Origin of the sequence: Staphylococcus pseudoxylosus, assembly GCF_044794325.1 — a bacterium.
Taxonomy (GTDB): Bacteria; Bacillota; Bacilli; order Staphylococcales; family Staphylococcaceae; genus Staphylococcus; species Staphylococcus pseudoxylosus.
The window spans coordinates 1,878,112-1,898,356 of record NZ_CP085024.1 but is presented as its reverse complement, the minus strand read 5'-3'; the positions used below and the strand labels follow the sequence as shown (position 1 = coordinate 1,898,356).

The following is a 20,245-nucleotide window of genomic DNA, read 5'->3' as shown; positions in this document are numbered from 1 at the left end:
ATATACTAATTTAATTAAGCAATTAGCATAAGAAGGTGATTCGATGATATGAAATTAACAGTAAAACAACAGAAGTTTGCCGATGAATATATAATTAGTGGTAATGCTACAGAAGCAGCAATAAATGCTGGTTATAGTAAGAAAACAGCTAGGTCAGTTGGTGCTGAAAACCTTACAAAACCTTACATTATGGAATATATAAATAAACGTTTAAATGAATTGAAAGAAGAGCGTTTAATGAGCATAGAAGAAGCGTTAACTTTATCTGCTTCAATTGCTAGAGGCGAGGAACAAAATGCACGTTCTAAAATATACAATCACTTAACTGATAAAGTTGATAAAGAAGTTACGTACACCATTACACCAAGAATCGAAGAACGTCAAAGGTCTATTGAACATATATTGAAAGTTCATGGTATTTTAAACGGTCGTTTAGCTAATGTAAAGCTTGAAAAAGAAATACAAATATTGCAGAAGAAAATTGAACAAATGGATAAAGCAGAAGGCAATAATCAAGAATCTGAAATTGCTAAAGCACTTATTAAGTTAGCTGGTGCTTCAGATGATTGATAAAGTATTAAACCCGAAACAACAAGAAGTATGGAATTGTTTTATAAACGAAAAACCTAAAATTTTAATAGCAAGTGGAGCTAAGCGAGCAGGTAAAACGTATGTTTTTATACTGCTTTTTTTAATGCACATAGCTAGTTATGAGAACAAAGGATTGAACTTTATTATAGGTGGTGCTACTCAAGCATCTATTCGCCGTAATGTGTTAGATGATATGGAATTAATAATTGGCAAAGAGCTTAAGCTAGATAAATCAAATGCAGTTAAAATATTTGGAAATAAAGTTTATGTGTTTGACGGTCAAAATGCAGATTCTTGGAAGAAAGCACGTGGTTTTACATCAGCTGGAGCATTTCTCAATGAAGGAACAGCGCTACATGACACTTTTATTAAAGAGGTGTTTTCTCGTTGTAGTTATAAAGGTGCAAGAATATTAGTAGACACAAACCCTGAAAATCCGATGCATCCAGTTAAAAAAGATTATATTGATAATTCTGGACAAACATTATCCAATGGCAGACTTAATATAAAAGCATTTCAATTTACTTTATTTGATAATACTTTTTTAGATAGTGAATATGTTGAATCAATTATTGCTAGTACGCCAACAGGAATGTTTACCGATAGAGATATATACGGTAAATGGGTAGCAGCTGAAGGTGTTGTATATAAAGATTTTAACGAAGAAATACACTACATCACAGAAGAAGAATATAATCAAAAGCAAATCAAAAAGAAATATGCTGGTGTCGACTGGGGATATGAACATCATGGATCAATTGTTGTAACTGCAGAAGATATGGAAGGCAAAAGATACCTAATTGAAGAACATGCCTATCAACATAAAGAAATTGATGATTGGGTTAAAATCGCAAAAGGTGTTATAGAGCGACATGGCAATATCTTATTTTATTGTGACACTGCTCGAACTGAACATATAAGCAGATTTGGTAAAGAAGGAATAAAAGCTAGATATGCGGATAAATCAGTTTTATCTGGTATAGAAGTAGTTGCTAGAGGATTCAAACTTAATGAGTTATTTATTATTGAGAACAAAGTTAAGTTGTTCAAAGATGAAATATATAACTATGTTTGGGACGAGAAAAAAGATGAACCAGTAAAAGCTAATGATGATTGTTTAGATGCTTTGAGATATGCAATTTATACATCTAGCAAAGGTTCAGGAACTGGTTTTAAGTAAGGAGGAGATATTTTGTATCCAAGTGAACCAACACAGACAGAAATATTTAATGACATCATTAAAAATAATAATAAACCTGAAACATTAGAAGAGATGATTATAAGATACATTAAAGCACATCAGAAAAAAATACCAAACTTTGAAATTGGCCAAAAATATTATGATCAAGAGCCAGATATTATAAGAGACCCACCTTCAAGGGATGCAACAGGTAAAGTAGACCCATTAAAGCCAGATGAAAGATTAATTACTAATTTTCATGCAAATTTGGTTGATCAAAAAGTATCTTATTTAGTTGGAAAACCAATCGAATTCAAATACACAGATAACAATGTAATAGAGCAAATCAATCTAGCGTTGGGAAGTAGATTTGATGACAAGTTACACAGTGTATTAACTGGTGCAAGTAATAAAGGTATTGAGTGGATTCATCCATATATTGATGAGGAGGGAGAACTCAAGTTTTTTAGAGTACCAGCTGAGCAAGCAGTACCGATATGGAAAGATAGAGAGCACGAAAAACTCGAAGCATTTATACGCTTTTATAAGATAGATAATGATATGAAAGTAGAATACTGGGACGAAACATTCATTAATTATTATATATATGATAATGGAAGTTTAATAAGAGATTACTCACGTAATTTAAGCAGTCAAGAAACACATTTTAGCACTGGTTCATGGGGGCGTATTCCTTTTATACCATTTAAAAATAACGATGCCGAACGCTCAGATTTGTTTATGTATAAAACTCAAATAGATGCATATAATAGGCGTTTATCTGATACAGCAAACATGTTTAAAGAATCAAATGAATTAATATATGTACTAACTAATTATGATGACACCGATTTATCAGAGTTTAAAAGAAACATGCGTCACTATGGTGCTATTAAAGTTAGTAACGTTGATGGGGGTGTAGATACAATTGAAATTAAAGTACCTGTAGAAAATACAGAAAAGTATTTAAAGATGTTATATGAAAATATAATGTTATTTGGGCAAGCAGTAGATTTTAGTTCTGATAAATTTGGTTCTGCACCAAGTGGTGTTGCATTAGAGTTTTTATACACTAATTTAAATTTAAAAGCCGATAAATTAGCTCGTAAAACAAAAGTGGCTATCCAAGAATTACTTTGGTACGTAATAGAACATCATAATTTAAAAGTTAATCATAAGGAGATTGATATAAGTTTTAATTATAACAAAGTTGCAAACACAGAATTACAAGTACAAATGGCGCAATCTTCAATGGGCGTGGTGAGTCATGAAACCGTTATTGAAAACCATCCTTTCGTTGAAGATTTAGAAGCAGAATTAGAAAGAATTCAAAATGAAAGATATGAACTAAATAAACAATTACCTTCTATAACGGGGGAAAGCGATGAACAACAAGAGCAACATAGAGATAACAACACAGAATGATATAGATAAGTATATAGAATTGTTAATACAAAAAGCTGAAAAAGAAATTGAATTGCTTTTTGCTCGAAGATTAAAGATAATAAAACAAGAAATCAATGACATGTTCGAAAAGTATCAATCAGATAGTCCACATGTCACTTGGACTGAATTTAATAAATACAATAGGCTCAATAAGGAACTATTTCGTATAGGTACAATGCTAACAGAGGATTATAGAAAGGTAGCTAAGGCTATTCAAAAATCACAAGCAGATGCTTATATAGAAAAATTCCTTATGAGCCTTTATTTATATGAAATGGCAAGTCAAATACCCATGCAATTTGATGTGCCTAGTCCTGAAGTGATTTTAAGCGCAATTGAGCAACCTATAGAATTTATTAAATTAATTCCCACATTAGAAAAGCATCGTGAAAATGTTCTAAGAAAAATCAGAATGAATATTACGCAAGGTATTATGAGTGGTGAAGGATATTCAAAAATAGCTAAATCATTGCGAGATGATATAGGTATGACAAAGGCACAGTCTATGCGTGTAGCACGTACTGAAGCGGGTAGAGCAATGTCACAAGCTGGATTAGATAGCGCTAAAGTAGCACAGAAAAATGGTCTAGATATGAAAAAACGATGGTTTGCGACTAAAGACACACGTACTAGAGTTACGCATAGAGATTTAGATGGTGTTAGCTTACTTCTAGATGAACAATTTCATTCTAGTGGATGTGTTGGACCAGCACCTAAACTATTTGTAGGAATCAAAAGTGCAAGTGAGAACATTGCCTGTCGATGTAAGTTATTTTATTATATAGATGAAGATGAATTGCCAACAACAATGAGAGTAAGAAATGGTGATGGCAGTACATCTATTGAACCACTTCAAACATATAATGAGTGGAAACAAGCTAAAATAAACAAGGTACAAAATGAGAAACCTAAGCAGTATGTTAAAAAGAATATTGACTATTCTCAGATAAAAGAACCAGATAACAAGGCAAGCGTAAAAGTGGTTAATGATGGTACAAATTATATAGATCAATTACCAAAAAATATACAAAAATCTATTTCTGATTATACGACACCTAAAGCAGAATTCATTAATGGTTTCTTAAAAGGTGAGTTTAATGGACAATCTACACCTGTACATCAAAATCCAAGTGCATATAGTTCAGTATTTGAAGATATAAGAAACCTAAGCTCAGCAATTAGTAATTATAAAATACCCGAAGACTTCATTACATATAGAGGGATATCTAAGAATGAATTGACCACGATTTTAAACGGATTAACCGAAAGTAAAGAGGGTAAATTAATCGGCTTTGGAATTGGATTTAAAAGTACCACCAGAGATATAGATAACACTAATTATTTTGGAGACGGGTGGAAAATGGTAATTAAAATTCCAAAAGGAGCCAATGCATTACCTATAGAAAACTATTCGAACTTGAAAATGGAAGAAGAAATTCTTTTAAATCATGGAGTGAAATTTTATTTAGATAGCTTAGATAAGAATAATAAAGTTCTGAAAGTAAATCTAATAGTGGAGGAATTAATATGAGCAAAGAATATGAGCATTTGAGTATTCAAGAACGGTGGAGAATAGATGGAAAACTGGATGGAAAATATATCAATAAGCAGATTACAGATGAAGAAATAGATAAAATACAAAAGAAAATAGAAGAATCTAAGAAAGATGAAAAATAAGATGATTCGCCCTAAACATGGCATTAAAAGGTCTATTCTTTATACCAATAATTAGGAAGTGATTATATGGAAGAAAATAAAGTGATTATGTATTTAGATGACTATAATGAATTGTTAATTAAGTCACATAAGTATGATAAATTAATGGACGAAAGAAAGGCAATAAAAGGAAGTACGCCTGATGAAAGAGAACCAGTTAAAATTAAAATAAGACCTGAAATAAGTGATTAAAGCTACTACACAGTGTGTGGTGGCTATTTTTTATGCCCAAATATGCTTAAGGCGTTAAAAGGTGCAAAGCTCAATGGTGGTCAAAACCACCGTAATAAAAAATGTGAGGAGTAATTAATATGAAAAGAGAGTTTTTACGTAATTTAGGATTAGATGATGAAATTATCAAAAAGATTATTGATAAGCATCATGATTCGTTACAAGAATCTAAAGATAATATCAACTCAATTAAAAAAGAGCTTGATAAAGCAAACGAAGAAATTTCTAAACGAGATAAACAAATTACAGATCTGGAATCTAAGGCCAATGATAAAGAAGCATTAGAAAAGCAACTTGAAGAATATAAAAACACTAACGCTGAATATGAATCGAAAATGAAAGAGTTGCGTTTAGATAATGCTATTAAAGTTGCAGTAGCTAAAGATGCTGTTAATGTAGACCATGTTATAAAACTTATTGATAAAGATGGACTAGAACTAAAAGAAGATGGAACAGTAAAAGGTTTAGACAAGCGTTTAGAAAGTTTCAAAGAAGAAAATGCTCATTTGTTTGGTGCTGACAAACCAAAAGGTCATTCACCTTTAGATGGTGGTAATCCTGAGGCAGAAAAACCTACTGAACAATGGAAAGAATTTTTAAATTAGGAGTGGTAAAAATGGAAAAATTAAAACTTGATTTACAATATTTTGCAGAACAAACTAAAGTTGAACCTGGCGAAACTTTATTAAAAAACAAGCATATTGGAATTATTGAAAAAGTAACAGCTAAACACTCATATTCATCACCTGCGATCATTAGTAATGACGCAATTTTTATGGAAGGTCGTTCATTTACTGTATTAAAAGGGGATATAACTGAACTAAAAGACTATGAACGAAATACCCAAAATGAATGGGATCATCCACAAATTCAAGAAACTACTTATTTCTTAGATCAAGAGAAATACTGGGGACGTTTTGTAGATGCACTCGATAAATGCGATACAGAAGGTAATATTGATATTAATTATGTGGTGGCACGTCAAGCTGCAGAAGTTGTATCACCTTATTTAGATAACTTACGTTTTGCTACATTAGCCCGCAATAAAGCCAAGCATTTAACATTAGGTAGTGGCGCAGATGCACAGTACGATGCTGTATTAGATGTATCTGTTGAATTAGATGAGATTAATGCATCACAAAATCGTGTGCTATTTGTATCACCTAGCTTCTATAAAGGAATTAAGAAATTTGTTATTGAATTACCACAAGGAGATACTCAGCAAAGAGTTTTAGGTAAAGGAATTCAAGGTGAATTAGATGGTTTCTTAGTTGTAAAAGTACCGACTAAGTTTTTACAAGGTGTACAAGCAATGGGCGTTATTGGTGAAGTATTAGCCTCACCAATTCAAGCTGATTTAGCTAAGATGAATTCAAATATCCCAGGTATGTTTGGTACTTTAGTAGAACAATTAATTTATACTGGTGCTTTTGTTCCGCAACACTTACAAAAATTCATTTATACTATAGGTGGAACTGAGGTACAGACCAAACGTGATGGTATTGACGCACATGCTAAAGAAGTTAGAACCGAAGATACAGGAGCATAAGGAGTGAGTAATTATGATCTATGAAGTTATTAAATACTTTACCGACTTACAAGACAACGACTATGAGTATAATGTTGGCGATATTTTCCCGCGTAAAAGATTGCGAGTGACTGATGAGCGATTAAGAGAATTGTCTACTGACGAAAATAGGCAACGAGTACCCTTAATTAAGCCTATTTCAGAAGCGAAAGACTTTTCTAGTATGAAAGTATCAGAACTAAAAGAAGTGGCTAAAAAACAAGATATTGATGGCTATTCTGATATGAAAAAAGTAGAACTTATTAAAGCATTACAAGGTGATGTTTAATGGACGTAAAAGAAGTAAAAATACTAAATTCAAAGCCATTAGATGACCATTCTCACGATGAGGAAATTGAGGCAATGATAACAATCTATAAAGGTATGGCTGAAGAATATTGTAATAACAAATTTAAGACACCATACCCATCAGGAGTTAAAAAGTTTATAGCGGATTGTATCAAATATGGAGAAACAGGTAATATAGCTGGTCGTTCTATGGGTTCGGTCAGCTATTCTTTTGTTACTGAATTACCAGTAACGCTATACAAACCTTTAACACCATATAGAAAGTTGAAGTGGTAACATGTTTGATCTATTAAATGAGTTTCCGCATGTAATAGAAATAGGAAGTTTTGAATTACTTGGTAAATTTCCAAATCAAAAAAGAGTATTTGTTTCAATAACAAAAATTAATGGATTTATGGATACACCATCTACCAGTGAGCAACTTAAATTTTATCAAATGAATGCTTCTTATGATCGTAATTTATATACGTCATATCATATACCTATAGATAGAGAATCAATTTTTAAGTTTGAAGGTAAGACATACGAAGTAATCGGTGAACCAACAGACCAAGGCGGAATGCATGAAGTACTTCTTACTAGATTGAAGGTGTATGAAGTTGGCCAAAGTTAAATATGGTAGTGACAAATTAGTAGTAGATTTAGAGAAATTCGAAAAAGATATGCAAGAGTGGGTTAAAAAAGGTATAGCAAAAACAACACTTATAATATATAACGCTGCTATTGCACTAGCTCCTGTAGATTTAGGTTATTTAAAAGAAAGCATTGATTTTAAATTTACTGATGGTGGTTATAGTGCAGTTATTAGTGTTGGCGCAGAGTATGCTGTCTACGTTGAATTTGGCAGTGGAATTTTTGCTACTGGACCAGGTGGTTCAAGAGCTGAAAAAATACCGTGGTCATATAAAGGTGACGATGGTCAATGGTATATCACATATGGCCAAGAACCACAGCCTTTTTGGTTTCCTGCAGTTGACCAAGGTGAGAAATTTTTTAGAAAGTATTTTGGGTGAGGTGATTAAACATGTGGGTATCCGTTGAACCTGAATTCTTTAATAGATTGTATAATAAAATAGAAAATCATCCATTAGTTCATAAACATGTTAACCATAGAGTTTATGATGGTGTCCAAAAAAAGGCTGTTTATCCATATATTGTGGTAGGAGAAACTAATGTTACTCCCGAAGAAACAGCAAATAGTATGAAAGAGGATGTAGCAATTACTATTCATGTGTATAGTCAAACATATAATAGGGATGAAGCAGCAAGAATAATAAGAGATATTGCTTTTGTTGTGAATAGAAGATTAGATATACCCAATTATGAATTTATTAGAAGTCGTATAAGTGTTCAGCAAGTTATTACTGATATAGATCAGTATACAAAGCATGGCATTTTACGGCTTCTTTTTAAATATAGACATAAAACAAGATATGAGGGAGAGTGAATAAATTGCAGAAAAATTATATTGCAGCAATTCAAATAGCCGATAAGAAATTAGCCTCTAAATTATCGATTGAAGAATCTATTTTACTAGCAAGTCTTGATGAAGGCGGTCATACAATAAGTAATGATTTAGCTGAAATGATTAAAGGAGATAAAAAAGACTATTCACGTAATAGCGTAGAGGAAGAAATAAAATTAACTGTTGATAAAGTGCCAGGTGATAAAGGACAAGAAGCATTAAAAGAATCAGTTAAGTTATTTAAACAATTACGTATATGGATCTGGGAAGTTCAAAAACGAAATGGTAAACATCATGGAACTTTTGCATATGTAGTAATTGAAGAACATGATTGGTCATTTGATGACGAGGACGACAAGATAGAAATTACTGCCAAAGTTAAATTTAATAGTGCTGATGGAGAAGTCGATGAATTACCAGAAGAATGGCTTTATCCAAGTGAAGCGGCTAATACTGTTGAGTTTGAAAACATGAATGAGTATGAAGGAACTTATGAAGAAAGAACTAAAAAATCGTCTGATACAGGAGCATAAAAGGGGCGTATAGCTACTTTTTATTTTTAAATTTTGAAAAGAGGTATAAAAATGACAAAGAAAAATTTTAATCCAATAACAACTTTAATAATCAATGATGAAGAAATAAAAGCAAGAGCTACTTTTAATTTTGACATGAAAGCAGAAAAATTTACTGAAGAACGTGAGCATGAAGGTGGTAAGAAAGAAAAAGTACCAGGATTTAATACAATTTATAACGGTATTTTATCTAGAGATACAAAATCTATTGCTGATTTTTGGGAATGTGCTACTGCATATTTAGGTAAAAAAGCACCTAAACGTGAAAATATTGAGGATGCATTGATGAAAGTTATTGAAGAAAAAGACGACACTATCGAACTGTTACAAGGTGCATTAGACATGATGAACAATAGTGGTTTTTTCAAGCAGAAATCACGTGCTTATTGGTCACAAATGAATCAATCTATACCGATGGTCAAAGAAGAAGAGAAAGAATCAACAAAACACGGAATCGAAATGTTGAAGAACAACTACAAAGAAATCATGGGCGAACCACCTTACTAAATTATTCAGAGGTAAGGCAACTGACAAGCCAGTATATAGGTTATCTTCCAGAAGATGAACTTATGAATTTAGTTCCACATAAATGGAGCGATTGGATTGTCGGGAGACGTCAGGCTTTGATAGATCAAAAAGAATCCATGCTATTTATGGCACAAGCAAATGGTATAGTTCAAGCAGGTAAAAGATTAACTAAACTACAAAATCAACTTGAACGCGAAAGATATATTGTCAGAGGCGAAGAAGATAAATATGAATTGAAACGTAAACAAAAACTTGCTCAAAATAAACGAGAGAGAGCAAGAGTTATTAGAGGTACAAGTAAACTTGTAAGTTCATTAAATAATAGATATACAAGTCATAAAGGAGGGTAACAATGGAAAGTAATTTTGTGGCTAAAATATATGCAGTTATTAGAAATTTTGAACGTAATATCAGAAAAGCACAACGATTGGCAAAAACTTCAGTACCTAATGAAATAAATGTAGATGTTACTGCTGATTTAAGAAAGCTGCAAAAAAAGTTAACTAGAGCTAAAGGGATACTTACTACCATCCCTCCTCGAAAAGAAATAGACATAGTCGCAAAGGTGAAAAAAGCCCAATACAACATAAAAAAGGTAACTCAAAATTTATATAGATTATCTAACAATAGAAAAGTTAATGTTGATGCACGTATTACAAAGGCATTGATTAAATTAAAAAAAGTAACACAATCTTTGAGAATAATTCCCAAAAAGAAAACAATAAAAATCGATGCTGATACAACTTCTACCTCTAAACTACAACGCGCATTTCGAAATGTTGAAACACAAGTTAATCATTTCAAAAATAATGTAGATAGATTAGCTGGAGACATCAAATCGTTTGGTATTGTTTTTTCACAAACTTTTAAAGGGATAATGTTAACGTCTATACAAGCATTAATACCTATTATAGCTGGATTAGTTCCAGTGCTATTTGCAGTATTAAATGCAATTAAAGTATTAACTGGTGGCGTAGTAGCATTTGCAGGAGTAGGAGCCGTTGCTTTTGGTGGCTTTGTTGCTTATGCAGGAATGGCAATAACAGCAATCAAAATGTTAGAAGATGGAACGATTGAGGCTAGTTCAGCTACTAAAAAATATCAAACTGCCTTAGAATCAGTTAAAAATACATGGCAAGATATAGTTAAACAAAATGCTAATGCAATATTTGAATCTATGGCTAATGCTTTAAATACAGTTGAAAGTGCTATGAAATCATTAACACCATTCTTAAAAGGTGTAGCTGACGTTGTGAACGTTGCTAGTAAGAAGATGTTAGAATGGGCAGAAAATTCAAAAGTAGCACAAAAATTCTTTAAAATGATGAATACAACTGGAGTTTCAGTATTCAATAAATTATTAAGTGCATTAGGTCGCTTTGGTGACGCTATAATTAACGTATTTACTCAATTAGCTCCTTTGTTTCAATGGTCAGCTAATTGGTTTGATCGATTAGGACAATCTTTTCAAAAATGGGCTAATAGTGCAAATGGTCAAAATAGTATTAAACAATTTATAGAATACACTAAAAAGAACTTACCGATTATCGGCAACATTTTTAAAAATGTATTTGCCGGTATTTTTAATTTAATGAAAGCATTTGGACAAAATTCAACTACTATTTTTGTATATTTAGATAAAATGAGTGCAAAATTCCGTAATTGGTCAGAAACTGTTGGAAAATCAGAGGGCTTTAGAAAATTCATTGATTATGTACAAAAAAATGGTTCAGTTATTATGCAGTTAATAGGTAATATAGTTAATTTATTAGTAGCATTTGGTACAGCAATGGCACCAATTGCAAACGCACTTTTAAAAGTTATTACTCAAGTCATAGCATTTACAGCTGCTTTAATGGAAAATCACCCTTGGATTGCTCGATTGATTGGTATATCAGGTATATTATTAGGAGCGATTTGGTCATTAGCAGTTCCATTGATGGCTGTGAATAGCTTTTTAGGATTGTTCGGAACATCTTTATTAGGTTTAACGCAGAAATTTATTACATCAGGGAACGCAAGTAAGATATTCACTGGGATAATTAATATTCTTAAAGGAGCAATAGGCTTTTTATTAAATCCAATAGGAAATATAGTTAAACTTTTACCATTATTAGGCACTGCATTTAGCGCGCTTACAAGTCCTATTGGCATTGTAGTTGGCATCATAGCAGTTTTAGTTGGTGCGATTGTTTATTTATCGAAAACAAATGAAGATTTCAGAAATTTCATCACTAAAATGTGGCTAGATTTGACTAAAACTATCGGTGGTGCGATTCAAGGAGTCATTTCATGGTTCCAAGAATTGTGTGCTAGTATTCAATCCACATTGCAACCAATTATGCCGATTTTAGAATTTATAGGTAAACTTTTTAATAAAATATTTGGTATTCAAATCATGTTGGTAATTTCTCAAGTTATTACTGCGTTTCAAGGATTATGGACGGTAATACAAGTGGTGTTTCAATTAATTGGTGCTTCCGTATCAATGACCATAAATACCATCATTTCGCTATTTACAGCATTAATTCAACTTTTGACAGGTGATTTTAGCGGAGCGTGGGATACTTTGAAGAATATGATAACTACAAACTTACAGTTGATTTCGCAAACGATACTAAATATTTTTGGCATAATTACTGGATTTTTATCAAGTACACTAAATAGAATACTTGGAATTTTCGGTACAAATTGGCAACAAATTTTTGCTACTGTCTCCTCAAAAGTCTCACAAATTTGGTCTAAAATAACTAGCGTATTTAGTGCATTGATTACTGCGATTTCTGTTTATGTAGGTCAATGGTTAGCAAAAATTGTTAATGGATTTATTCAAATGGTGTCGCATGCTCAACAAGGTATGGGAAGATTTTTAGCTAAAATAGTAGGTGGATTTTTTCGAGTAGTATCTGCTGTTGGTCAAGGCGTGACTAATGCTGTATCAAGGGCAAGAAGTTTTGTATCTGATTTTGTTCAAGCTGGTGTTGATTTAATAGCTGGCATGATTCAAGGTGTTATAGATAAAGCTAAAGATTTGGCACAAGCAGCCTGGGACGCGGCTAAAGGAGCTTTAAATGCAGCTAAAAGTGCATTAGGCATAAAATCACCATCAAGAGAATTTAAATCTTTAGGTATGTTTTCTATGATTGGTTTAGGAAATGGAATTGCACAATATGCTAATAAAGCGGCTAAAGAAAGCAGATTAGCAGCAACTAAAGTAATGGATGCATTTAAAGTAGATCTATCGCCTGGCATAACAGAAGGATTAGGTAGTTCGTTGAATAGTGATATTAATGCTCACATGAGTATAGATGTAAGACATAGCTTAGAAGAAAACAACAAACCAATAGTAAAAGTATTAGTTAGAAATGAAGGAGATTCTGAATGGATTAAATCGACAATTGAAGAACTAGGAGCTAGAGAAGCAATCGGAGACAACTTTTAAGGAGGTGGCATATGTTTATAGCGCATGATGTAGAAATAAATAAAAATGGTGAACTGTATAAGGTTAGTGATAACCCTATCACTGGGCAAAAACTAGAAGTAGTAGAATTCGATGTACAAGGTTCTGAAAAAGAATTAGATTTTAATGAAATCGAGAGAATTAATGGCAGATTTCTTAATTCAAGTGTTGAAAGATATAAAAAAGCGACGATGGTTCTTCGTTATAGTGTTAGTAAAATTGCATATGCATCTCACTTAAAAAATAGTATCCAAAATTTATTTTCTGGTCAATTTTATTTGAGAGAAATGGCAGCTAATGATGTCGAGATACCTTTTCAGACTATGTTAGATACTACGCATAAATTTGAGCTTAATTATGTAGATGGGAAGCAGTTGTTAGTTACCTTAGTTTCTAACGTTTCATTTGATACAACAAAAACAGATGGAATTATATCTTTAGAATTTGAAACCGTTGAATTACCCTATTATGAATCAATTGGTTATAGTACAGATTTAGAAAGTGGAAATAATTTAGATTTATGGGGTATGACTAGCAATATGACTTTTATAAGTAATAGCGATCAAAGGAAGTTTACGTTTTATAACACAGATAATGACTTTGTTTATTACGCTGGGGATGTACCGATAAAGCAATTTAATCAAAAATTTATAGTGGAAATTACTATAGGCGAGAGAACAAATCATTTTACATTTGACACTGGATATAAGAGTGAAATGATGACTGTAAAAAATATTGATTTAAAAGAAGGGGACATAATTAAATATGATGGTATACAAACATATAAAAATGGCCTCCCTATCAATGGGAAAAAATACGGCACAGGTAATCAACCGTCGTTAGTTCCTGGCTATAATCAATTTCACTTTAATCAAGTTGTTAATAAGGTTGTTTTCAAATTTAAAATGTATTACAGATAAGGAGGATACTTATGCCTATAATAATAAACAGTTTAGTGGGGCGTAGTTTCCCATTATTTGTTAATACAACTACTCAGGATAAAGTGTCTGAAGAATCAGTGTTATCATTTGATATTACAGAAGATAGATATAATTATGATTTAGTTACCAGTATTTCTACTATGTGGACAGTAACAAATGTAGGTGGAACTGATGATATTAATCAATATAAAATTATTTATATTAAAAAGAGTAGCATTGGCGAAAATCAGAAAGTATATGTTAAAGCTATTAAAAGAGAGATATTTGATTTGAAAGCTAAACGGATACATGAATCTTATACTGGTAGTTTTACTGGGGAAGAATATTTTAAACTTATTTTTAAAGGTAGTGGTTATAACTTTAAACTTTTAAGTAAAGTTTATGCTTCTAGGTTTGAAAATCTAGGTGAAGGAGATTCAAGGCTAGAATTATTTAAAAAGGGGTTGAAACGTTATAATCTTGAATATTATTATGATGAAAAAACGAGAACATTTTATTTGCAAACGTCTATAGGTAAGGAAGCTAAATATCGAATAGATACAAAGATTAATGCGAATAATGTGCAATTAGAAGAAGATGCATCAGAACGTTTTACTTATATTAAAGGTTTTGGTGATTTTGATGAAAATGACTCATACATGGAGGGCGCTTTACAAATAACTTACGTTCATCCAGTAGCAAAGGTTATAGGCGAAATACATGCACCACCTGTAATAGATGGACGTATTAAACATGAAGATAAGTTGAAAGAAAAAATGGAAAAAATCATTAATGATAGTATTAAAATTTCTGTTTCAACCGATTTTGTTCATCTTGAATCATATAAAGAAGCGAAGCCATTGCCAGGCGATATTACTGTGCTAAAAGATTCGGTCAATAATATTAATGATGAGGTTAGAATTGTTGAAATCACTACTAAACGCGATGTAAACAATAATATTATAAATCAAGATGTAACACTTGGTGATTTTACATTAACAGAAAGAAATAAAAAAATGGCAAGAAAAGCAGCAAAATATGTTTCAAATTTAGATGTATCATCTACCGAAACACCTGGAAAAAAAGAGCGATTAAGAAATAGAGATATGAATAGATCAATTAAGGCTATTAATAACTTAGTCGAACAAAACACACCAAAACCAACTAAAAGTGGAAAATCAATAAAAACTAAAAATGGAACTATGACAGTAGACTTTACACCGATATCTAGTATTCGGAATGTAAAGTCTATTTATGTTATAGGTGATTCTGTTGCAAAAGGTTCTGGAGCTAAAGAAAACTTTGGTCAAATGCTCGGTAAAAAAATAAAAGCGAAAGTAACAAATAGCGCTGTTGGTGGTGCTACCATGTCTACAAATAGAGCAAATAGTATATATGAACAAGCCTTAAAGATAAAAGATACAGATTTGATTATTGTTCAAGGTACAGATGATGATTGGTTATTTCAAGGCGGTATAGCAATTGGCGAAGATGAAAAAGACATAAAAACTTATTATGGAGCATTTTATCAAGCAGTAACAGCAATCAAAAATAATAATTCTAATTGTAAGATAGTTTCTATGACACCAACAAGACAATGCCCAGTTGCTAATAACAAAATAAGACGACGCGACACCGATAAAAACAAATTAAATTTAGTTTTGAAAGATTATGTTAATGCCCAAGTTGAAGCGTGTACAGAGTTAGATATTCCAGTTTTTGACGCTTACCGATTTAATTTGATTGATCCTTATAATCCTGCGTATAGAGCGAAAAACATGCCTGATGGACTGCATCCGAATGAATTAGCACACGAAGTTATCATGTATGAGTTAATTAAAAATTATCATTACTTTTACGATTAAAGGAGGGGCTTTTAGTGACAGAGAAATTAATAACAAGTTTACATGCTGTATTTAATGAAAAGCATATACATCAACATGAATTTAACTATCAAAAGTTAAACCGTTTTATGCAAACCGTTAATTTATATATGTATGCACATGGTAAAACAGATAAGAAAGCACATAATGCCGACCAGATTATTTATCAAAGACAAAGTATTGCAGATTTCTATAAATATTTAGTAGCTAGGTTAAATAATTTAGTTTTAGGGCATAACGGAGACGGAATTAATGAAGTAAAGGATGCACGAGTTGATAATCAAGGGGGTGTTCATCCAACACTGCATGAAAGACTTAGACATGAAAACTTATATTATACAAAGTTAATATCTGAACTTACAGAAGAAACAAAACAGAATCATGAAGAATTTTTAAATGCAGAATATCGTTTTGATCCATTAAATCAAGAAATGCAATTCATTACTGATTTATCACCTAGAACCAATGCAGTAATGCAAAGTTTTTGGGTAGATTACCGTACACATATTATATATATGACACAAGCCAGACCAGGCGGTCATTACATGTTAAGTAGGCTTAAACCTAATGGTCAATTTATAGATAGGCTATTAGTTAAAAATGGTGGTCATGGTACACATAATGCTTATCGTTATATTAACGGTGAGTTATGGATCTATTCGGCTGTTCTAAGTGCTAATAAGAAAAATAAATTTGTACGCTTTAAATATAAAACTGGCGAAATTAAATATGAAGATGAACAAATGCAAGACGTTATGCCTCATGTATTTAATAATCGTTATACAAGTGCTATATATAACTCTAAAGAACAGTTGATGATTTTTAGACGAGAATATACACAACAAGAATTTAAAGATAAGAAATCATTGAATTTTATTGAAATTAGAAGTATTAAAGATATTGATAATAATGTAGACAAAATATTATATAAATTTGATATTCCAGACGAATATACAAGTCCAACACAACCTATGCAAGGTGTTACTTATGATGATGGAATTCTTTATTGGTATACGGGCGATAGTAATCCTAAAATACCTAATTATTTACATGCATTTGATGTTAAGAATGGTAAACATTTATGGAAGCGAATAGTTACAATTGGTGGTATTGATGGAAACTATGTAGGTGATTTTCAAGAAGCAGAAGGTTTGGCTATGTATTATGATGAAGAAACTGGTAAAAAAGCGCTTTTAGTTGGTGTTACTACTGGACCAGGAAATAATAGGCATCATGAAATACATTCGATTGGGCAAAGAGATTTAAATGATAGTTTAAAAAATAGAGCTACACCCGTATTGATGACTGATACTGGTGGTAGAGCCAAACCTTTACCTGCACAAGGATTTAGTAAGTTAAGTAATGTAACAGAAATTGGCCACTATTATATGTACACTGAAGATACATTGAATATAAAAGACTTTCCGCTAAGTAAAGCCTGGAGAGGATACGGGTGGTTTTTTGATGTGTTACCAGGAGATATTAACGGGGTAGTCAGACAAGTATTGACTAGAAGTTCATTTGGTCGTAATACCATAATGTTTATGAGGAACGTTGATGTGTTTACAGGTAAATCTTCAGTAGATTGGAGTTACATTAAATCCTATGGTGAAATGTGGGAAACACCACCTAAGAGCATAAATAAATTGGCTGATTTAAATATACCTGGTTTAGAAATTTATTTAACTGCTGAAGATACAAAACGATTTGTTGATTTTCCATCACAATATAAAGGTGTAGCAGGTTTTGTATATTTAAGAGTTAAGTTATCACAAAATCAATATAAAGAATTTCTATTCAGAAATAATATAATTTCACCACCTGAAACATTAGAACGTACTACTCAAGGTACTAGAAAATCCAAGTGGTTTACAAATGTAAATAGTTTTAAGGAGGTTAAATAATGAAAGAGGAGGCCTTTTTAAAAGACGATAACGTCATACCTTTAGAGGTGACATCACAATATAAGTCTTTGACAGATACTAATATTAGTTTTTTTAATACAGATACAGGCACTTCGGTTTTTAATTTTATTGTCACAAAGAATAATCGACCTTTCGAAATAGGATCTAATAATGCGAAAGCTACAATCGATTTAAAAACAGAGAATTATGGCGCGGAAACAGGCGCTCATATATCAGATGATTTGACGTTCGTTGACCCTATTAACGGACGTCTTTCTTATATATTACCAGATGAACTTTTGAGATATACAGGTAAAGTCTTCGGTCAAGTCTTTTTCACTCAAAATGGCAATAACAATATCATTGTGATACGTAAGTTTTCATTTAATATTGAGAATGACCAAATTAGCGATTTTGATGGTAAAACAAAATTAGTTTATATTAAAACACTTAAAGATATGATGGCACAGTTTAACGGTGATTTATCAAAATTTAATAAAGCATTAGGCGATTTTCCTTCCCTTATAGAAAGTGTAGAAAATAAAGTTAATGAAGGTATAAGCGCTATTAATCTTAAGTCTAGACAAGTAGAAACAAATTTAAATAATGCATTCAATGAACAGGAAAACGAATTTAAAAATAAAACTAACGGCTTTATAGAAAATGTAGTGGTTGTAAAAGATGAAATAAAAGCGTATATAGATGCTGCCAAACAAGAAGCAAATGATTTAGGCGTTTTAAAACAAGGTGATGTAGTCAATTATCAAAAATCTAAATTAACTACGGATACAGGAATAGTTGAAGAATTAAATGACATTACAATACATTTTGTATTAGAAAATGCCCAAACTACCAAATTTGTTCATATAAATAATGCAACTGATGCTCCATCTGCAAAACCACAAAATGATAATTCTGAAGTTACACCTAAAGATAATAACAGAGTAGATTCGGAGTATATTGAAAATGATGAAGAAGAATTATCAGATATTCAAATAATCAATTCTATAGCATCAGGATTATTAGTGATATACAAATCTAAAAATAATGGCAGAGCTATTTGGTATCCAGATGATTCAAATGAAATATACACATGTTTTCACAAAGACAATATATGGTTAAGTTGGCTGAAAGTTAATGATGAAACTATTACAAGAAATTATATTGAATCTTTTGTAGAAGCTAAAACTTCAGAAAACAAGCAGTTTATGGAAAATCAATTAAATCTTGCTACTATACAAAAACATAGGTTAACCGATTCAGAAGGTAATGCAATTAATATAGATTTAGATTTTTCTCAAAGTGAATTAGTTGAATTAAAAACAGCAAACTTTTACGCAGTTAAAGTGCCTGATTTACCAATAGGAATTGAAAACACTGAGGGGTATCTACGTGTTACCGCAAAAGACACTAAGAATAAATTATATGAGTTTACACCTAAAGGAACATCAAAAAATTTAGTTAGAATTTTAAATAATTCAAATTTAAGTAGTTGGAGTAACTTTAATGAAGAAAGAAAAAAAGTGTTATTTGACGGTTCTGTAAATGGCGTAGGTAATGACATTGTTTTAACTGATGATTATACCAAATATGATTTCCTTATTGTTTCTGGTGTATATCCTGGAGGAACATTCAACGAGGTGAGTTTAGTTTCAATGCCAGGAAGTATTATTGTTTCAAAAAATAATATTCCAGATTCTACTGGCGATGGTGGTGCTTCATATGAAGGTATTATTTCAAAAGTTAATAACACAACTTTACGTATTGCTAATGATGTTTTTTGGGATTTAGGTTTACGAAAAGCATCAGGGGCAAATGCGAATAAATTTACTGTTCAAAAAATAATGGGGTGGAGATAATGGAAATTTCAATTAATGAATTTAGAGAAATTATAGGATATGCTCGTGTTGGTCATATTCAAAATGCGATAGAAATTTCCGAGGAAGAGCTACCGAAAGATTTCTTTGATGAGTATGAACCAAGAAAATATTTTTACTATGAATATGAAGGTATCATTATTAATCCTAATTACGAGCCACCTAAAGAAATTGATTTTACAGAAAGTGCAACGGATGAGGTTAGATTTAAGGAAGATAAAATTGAAGAATTAGAAAAAGAAAATGAGAAATTCAGAAAAGAATTTAACGAGTTGAAAGAAAAAGTGGAAAAACTGTTAGCTACTGAAGCATAAAGACTGCAAATAAATTTTGTGGTCTTTTTATTATGCCAATAAAGGAGGTGGGAAAATGGGTTTGCCTTCAGCTAGTAAACGAAAACCCACTGCAAGTGAAGTTGTGGCATGGGCTTTGACTATTGCTAGAATAAAAAGAACCATAAATGTTGATGGAAAGTGGGGTGGTTAAACGGCCTCCCTTTAAAATAATGTGAATTGCTGGAACACCCTTAGAGCCTTAATAACTACAACGTAACTAGTAATGGTAAGCGTGAAAGTCTAAAAATATTAAGGATTGGG

22 protein-coding genes and 1 pseudogene are annotated in these 20,245 nt (G+C 31.7%); all 23 read left to right on the top strand.

What is annotated here, in order from left to right:
- The first annotated feature begins 48 nt into the window (after positions 1–48).
- Entirely contained in the window at positions 49–570 is a 522-nt protein-coding gene (locus tag LG295_RS09050) for a terminase small subunit (protein ID WP_404475716.1), read from the top strand.
- Entirely contained in the window at positions 563–1,771 is a 1,209-nt protein-coding gene (locus LG295_RS09045) for a PBSX family phage terminase large subunit (protein ID WP_404475714.1), read from the top strand. The genes LG295_RS09050 and LG295_RS09045 overlap by 8 nt, the downstream gene beginning before the upstream one ends.
- A 12-nt stretch (positions 1,772–1,783) precedes the next feature.
- Positions 1,784–3,196 (top strand): phage portal protein, encoded by a 1,413-nt coding sequence (locus LG295_RS09040; protein WP_404475712.1) that lies wholly within the window; start codon positions 1,784–1,786, stop codon positions 3,194–3,196.
- A pseudogene (locus LG295_RS09035) lies at positions 3,156–4,100 on the top strand (phage minor head protein); the annotation flags it as partial. The gene LG295_RS09040 and the pseudogene LG295_RS09035, both read left to right, overlap by 41 nt.
- A gap of 96 nt (positions 4,101–4,196) precedes the next feature.
- Positions 4,197–4,748, top strand: coding sequence for an ADP-ribosyltransferase (locus LG295_RS09030; protein WP_404476864.1), 552 nt, complete (start codon positions 4,197–4,199; stop codon positions 4,746–4,748).
- Complete coding sequence (locus LG295_RS09025; RefSeq protein ID WP_182478212.1) at positions 4,745–4,894, top strand: hypothetical protein; 150 nt, start codon at positions 4,745–4,747, stop codon at positions 4,892–4,894. Before LG295_RS09030 ends, LG295_RS09025 begins: the two co-directional genes overlap by 4 nt.
- Before the next feature lie 66 nt (positions 4,895–4,960).
- On the top strand, positions 4,961–5,125 hold the full coding sequence (locus LG295_RS09020; protein WP_326016486.1) for a hypothetical protein: 165 nt from the start codon (positions 4,961–4,963) through the stop codon (positions 5,123–5,125).
- A gap of 119 nt (positions 5,126–5,244) precedes the next feature.
- Positions 5,245–5,769, top strand: coding sequence for a phage scaffolding protein (locus LG295_RS09015; RefSeq protein WP_404475710.1), 525 nt, complete (start codon positions 5,245–5,247; stop codon positions 5,767–5,769).
- Between the two features lie 11 nt (positions 5,770–5,780).
- Complete coding sequence (locus LG295_RS09010; RefSeq protein WP_404475708.1) at positions 5,781–6,713, top strand: sugar-binding protein; 933 nt, start codon at positions 5,781–5,783, stop codon at positions 6,711–6,713.
- A gap of 16 nt (positions 6,714–6,729) precedes the next feature.
- Positions 6,730–7,020, top strand: a complete 291-nt coding sequence (locus LG295_RS09005; RefSeq protein ID WP_404476862.1) for a Rho termination factor N-terminal domain-containing protein — start codon at positions 6,730–6,732, stop codon at positions 7,018–7,020.
- On the top strand, positions 7,020–7,316 hold the full coding sequence (locus LG295_RS09000; RefSeq protein ID WP_119616026.1) for a phage head-tail adapter protein: 297 nt from the start codon (positions 7,020–7,022) through the stop codon (positions 7,314–7,316). The genes LG295_RS09005 and LG295_RS09000 overlap by 1 nt, the downstream gene beginning before the upstream one ends.
- A gap of 1 nt (position 7,317) precedes the next feature.
- Positions 7,318–7,653: a phage head-tail adapter protein gene (locus tag LG295_RS08995; RefSeq protein WP_404475706.1), complete on the top strand. Its 336-nt coding sequence runs from the start codon at positions 7,318–7,320 to the stop codon at positions 7,651–7,653.
- A complete protein-coding gene (locus tag LG295_RS08990; RefSeq protein ID WP_404475704.1) occupies positions 7,640–8,053 on the top strand; it encodes an HK97-gp10 family putative phage morphogenesis protein in 414 nt (137 codons plus the stop codon). The genes LG295_RS08995 and LG295_RS08990 overlap by 14 nt, the downstream gene beginning before the upstream one ends.
- Positions 8,054–8,064: 11 nt before the next feature.
- A complete protein-coding gene (locus LG295_RS08985; protein WP_206236945.1) occupies positions 8,065–8,487 on the top strand; it encodes a DUF3168 domain-containing protein in 423 nt (140 codons plus the stop codon).
- Positions 8,488–8,492: 5 nt separating this feature from the next.
- Entirely contained in the window at positions 8,493–9,038 is a 546-nt protein-coding gene (locus LG295_RS08980) for a hypothetical protein (protein WP_041080385.1), read from the top strand.
- A 51-nt stretch (positions 9,039–9,089) separates the two neighbouring features.
- Positions 9,090–9,584 (top strand): tail assembly chaperone, encoded by a 495-nt coding sequence (locus LG295_RS08975; protein ID WP_404475702.1) that lies wholly within the window; start codon positions 9,090–9,092, stop codon positions 9,582–9,584.
- A gap of 62 nt (positions 9,585–9,646) precedes the next feature.
- On the top strand, positions 9,647–9,955 hold the full coding sequence (locus LG295_RS08970; protein ID WP_404475700.1) for a hypothetical protein: 309 nt from the start codon (positions 9,647–9,649) through the stop codon (positions 9,953–9,955).
- 2 nt (positions 9,956–9,957) lie between these two features.
- The gene (locus tag LG295_RS08965) at positions 9,958–13,047 is read left to right on the top strand and encodes a terminase (RefSeq protein ID WP_404475698.1); all 3,090 of its coding nucleotides are present in this window, start codon (positions 9,958–9,960) and stop codon (positions 13,045–13,047) included.
- A gap of 11 nt (positions 13,048–13,058) precedes the next feature.
- Positions 13,059–13,985, top strand: a complete 927-nt coding sequence (locus tag LG295_RS08960; RefSeq protein WP_404475696.1) for a phage tail protein — start codon at positions 13,059–13,061, stop codon at positions 13,983–13,985.
- A gap of 11 nt (positions 13,986–13,996) precedes the next feature.
- Positions 13,997–15,850 carry an SGNH/GDSL hydrolase family protein gene (locus LG295_RS08955; RefSeq protein ID WP_404475695.1) on the top strand — a complete coding sequence of 618 codons (1,854 nt, stop codon included), beginning with the start codon at positions 13,997–13,999 and terminating at the stop codon, positions 15,848–15,850.
- 14 nt (positions 15,851–15,864) lie between these two features.
- Positions 15,865–17,772, top strand: coding sequence for a hypothetical protein (locus tag LG295_RS08950; RefSeq protein WP_404475693.1), 1,908 nt, complete (start codon positions 15,865–15,867; stop codon positions 17,770–17,772).
- On the top strand, positions 17,772–19,631 hold the full coding sequence (locus tag LG295_RS08945) for a phage baseplate upper protein (protein WP_404475692.1): 1,860 nt from the start codon (positions 17,772–17,774) through the stop codon (positions 19,629–19,631). Before LG295_RS08950 ends, LG295_RS08945 begins: the two co-directional genes overlap by 1 nt.
- The gene (locus LG295_RS08940) at positions 19,631–19,963 is read left to right on the top strand and encodes a DUF2977 domain-containing protein (protein WP_404475690.1); all 333 of its coding nucleotides are present in this window, start codon (positions 19,631–19,633) and stop codon (positions 19,961–19,963) included. The genes LG295_RS08945 and LG295_RS08940 overlap by 1 nt, the downstream gene beginning before the upstream one ends.
- Positions 19,964–20,245 lie beyond the last annotated feature (282 nt).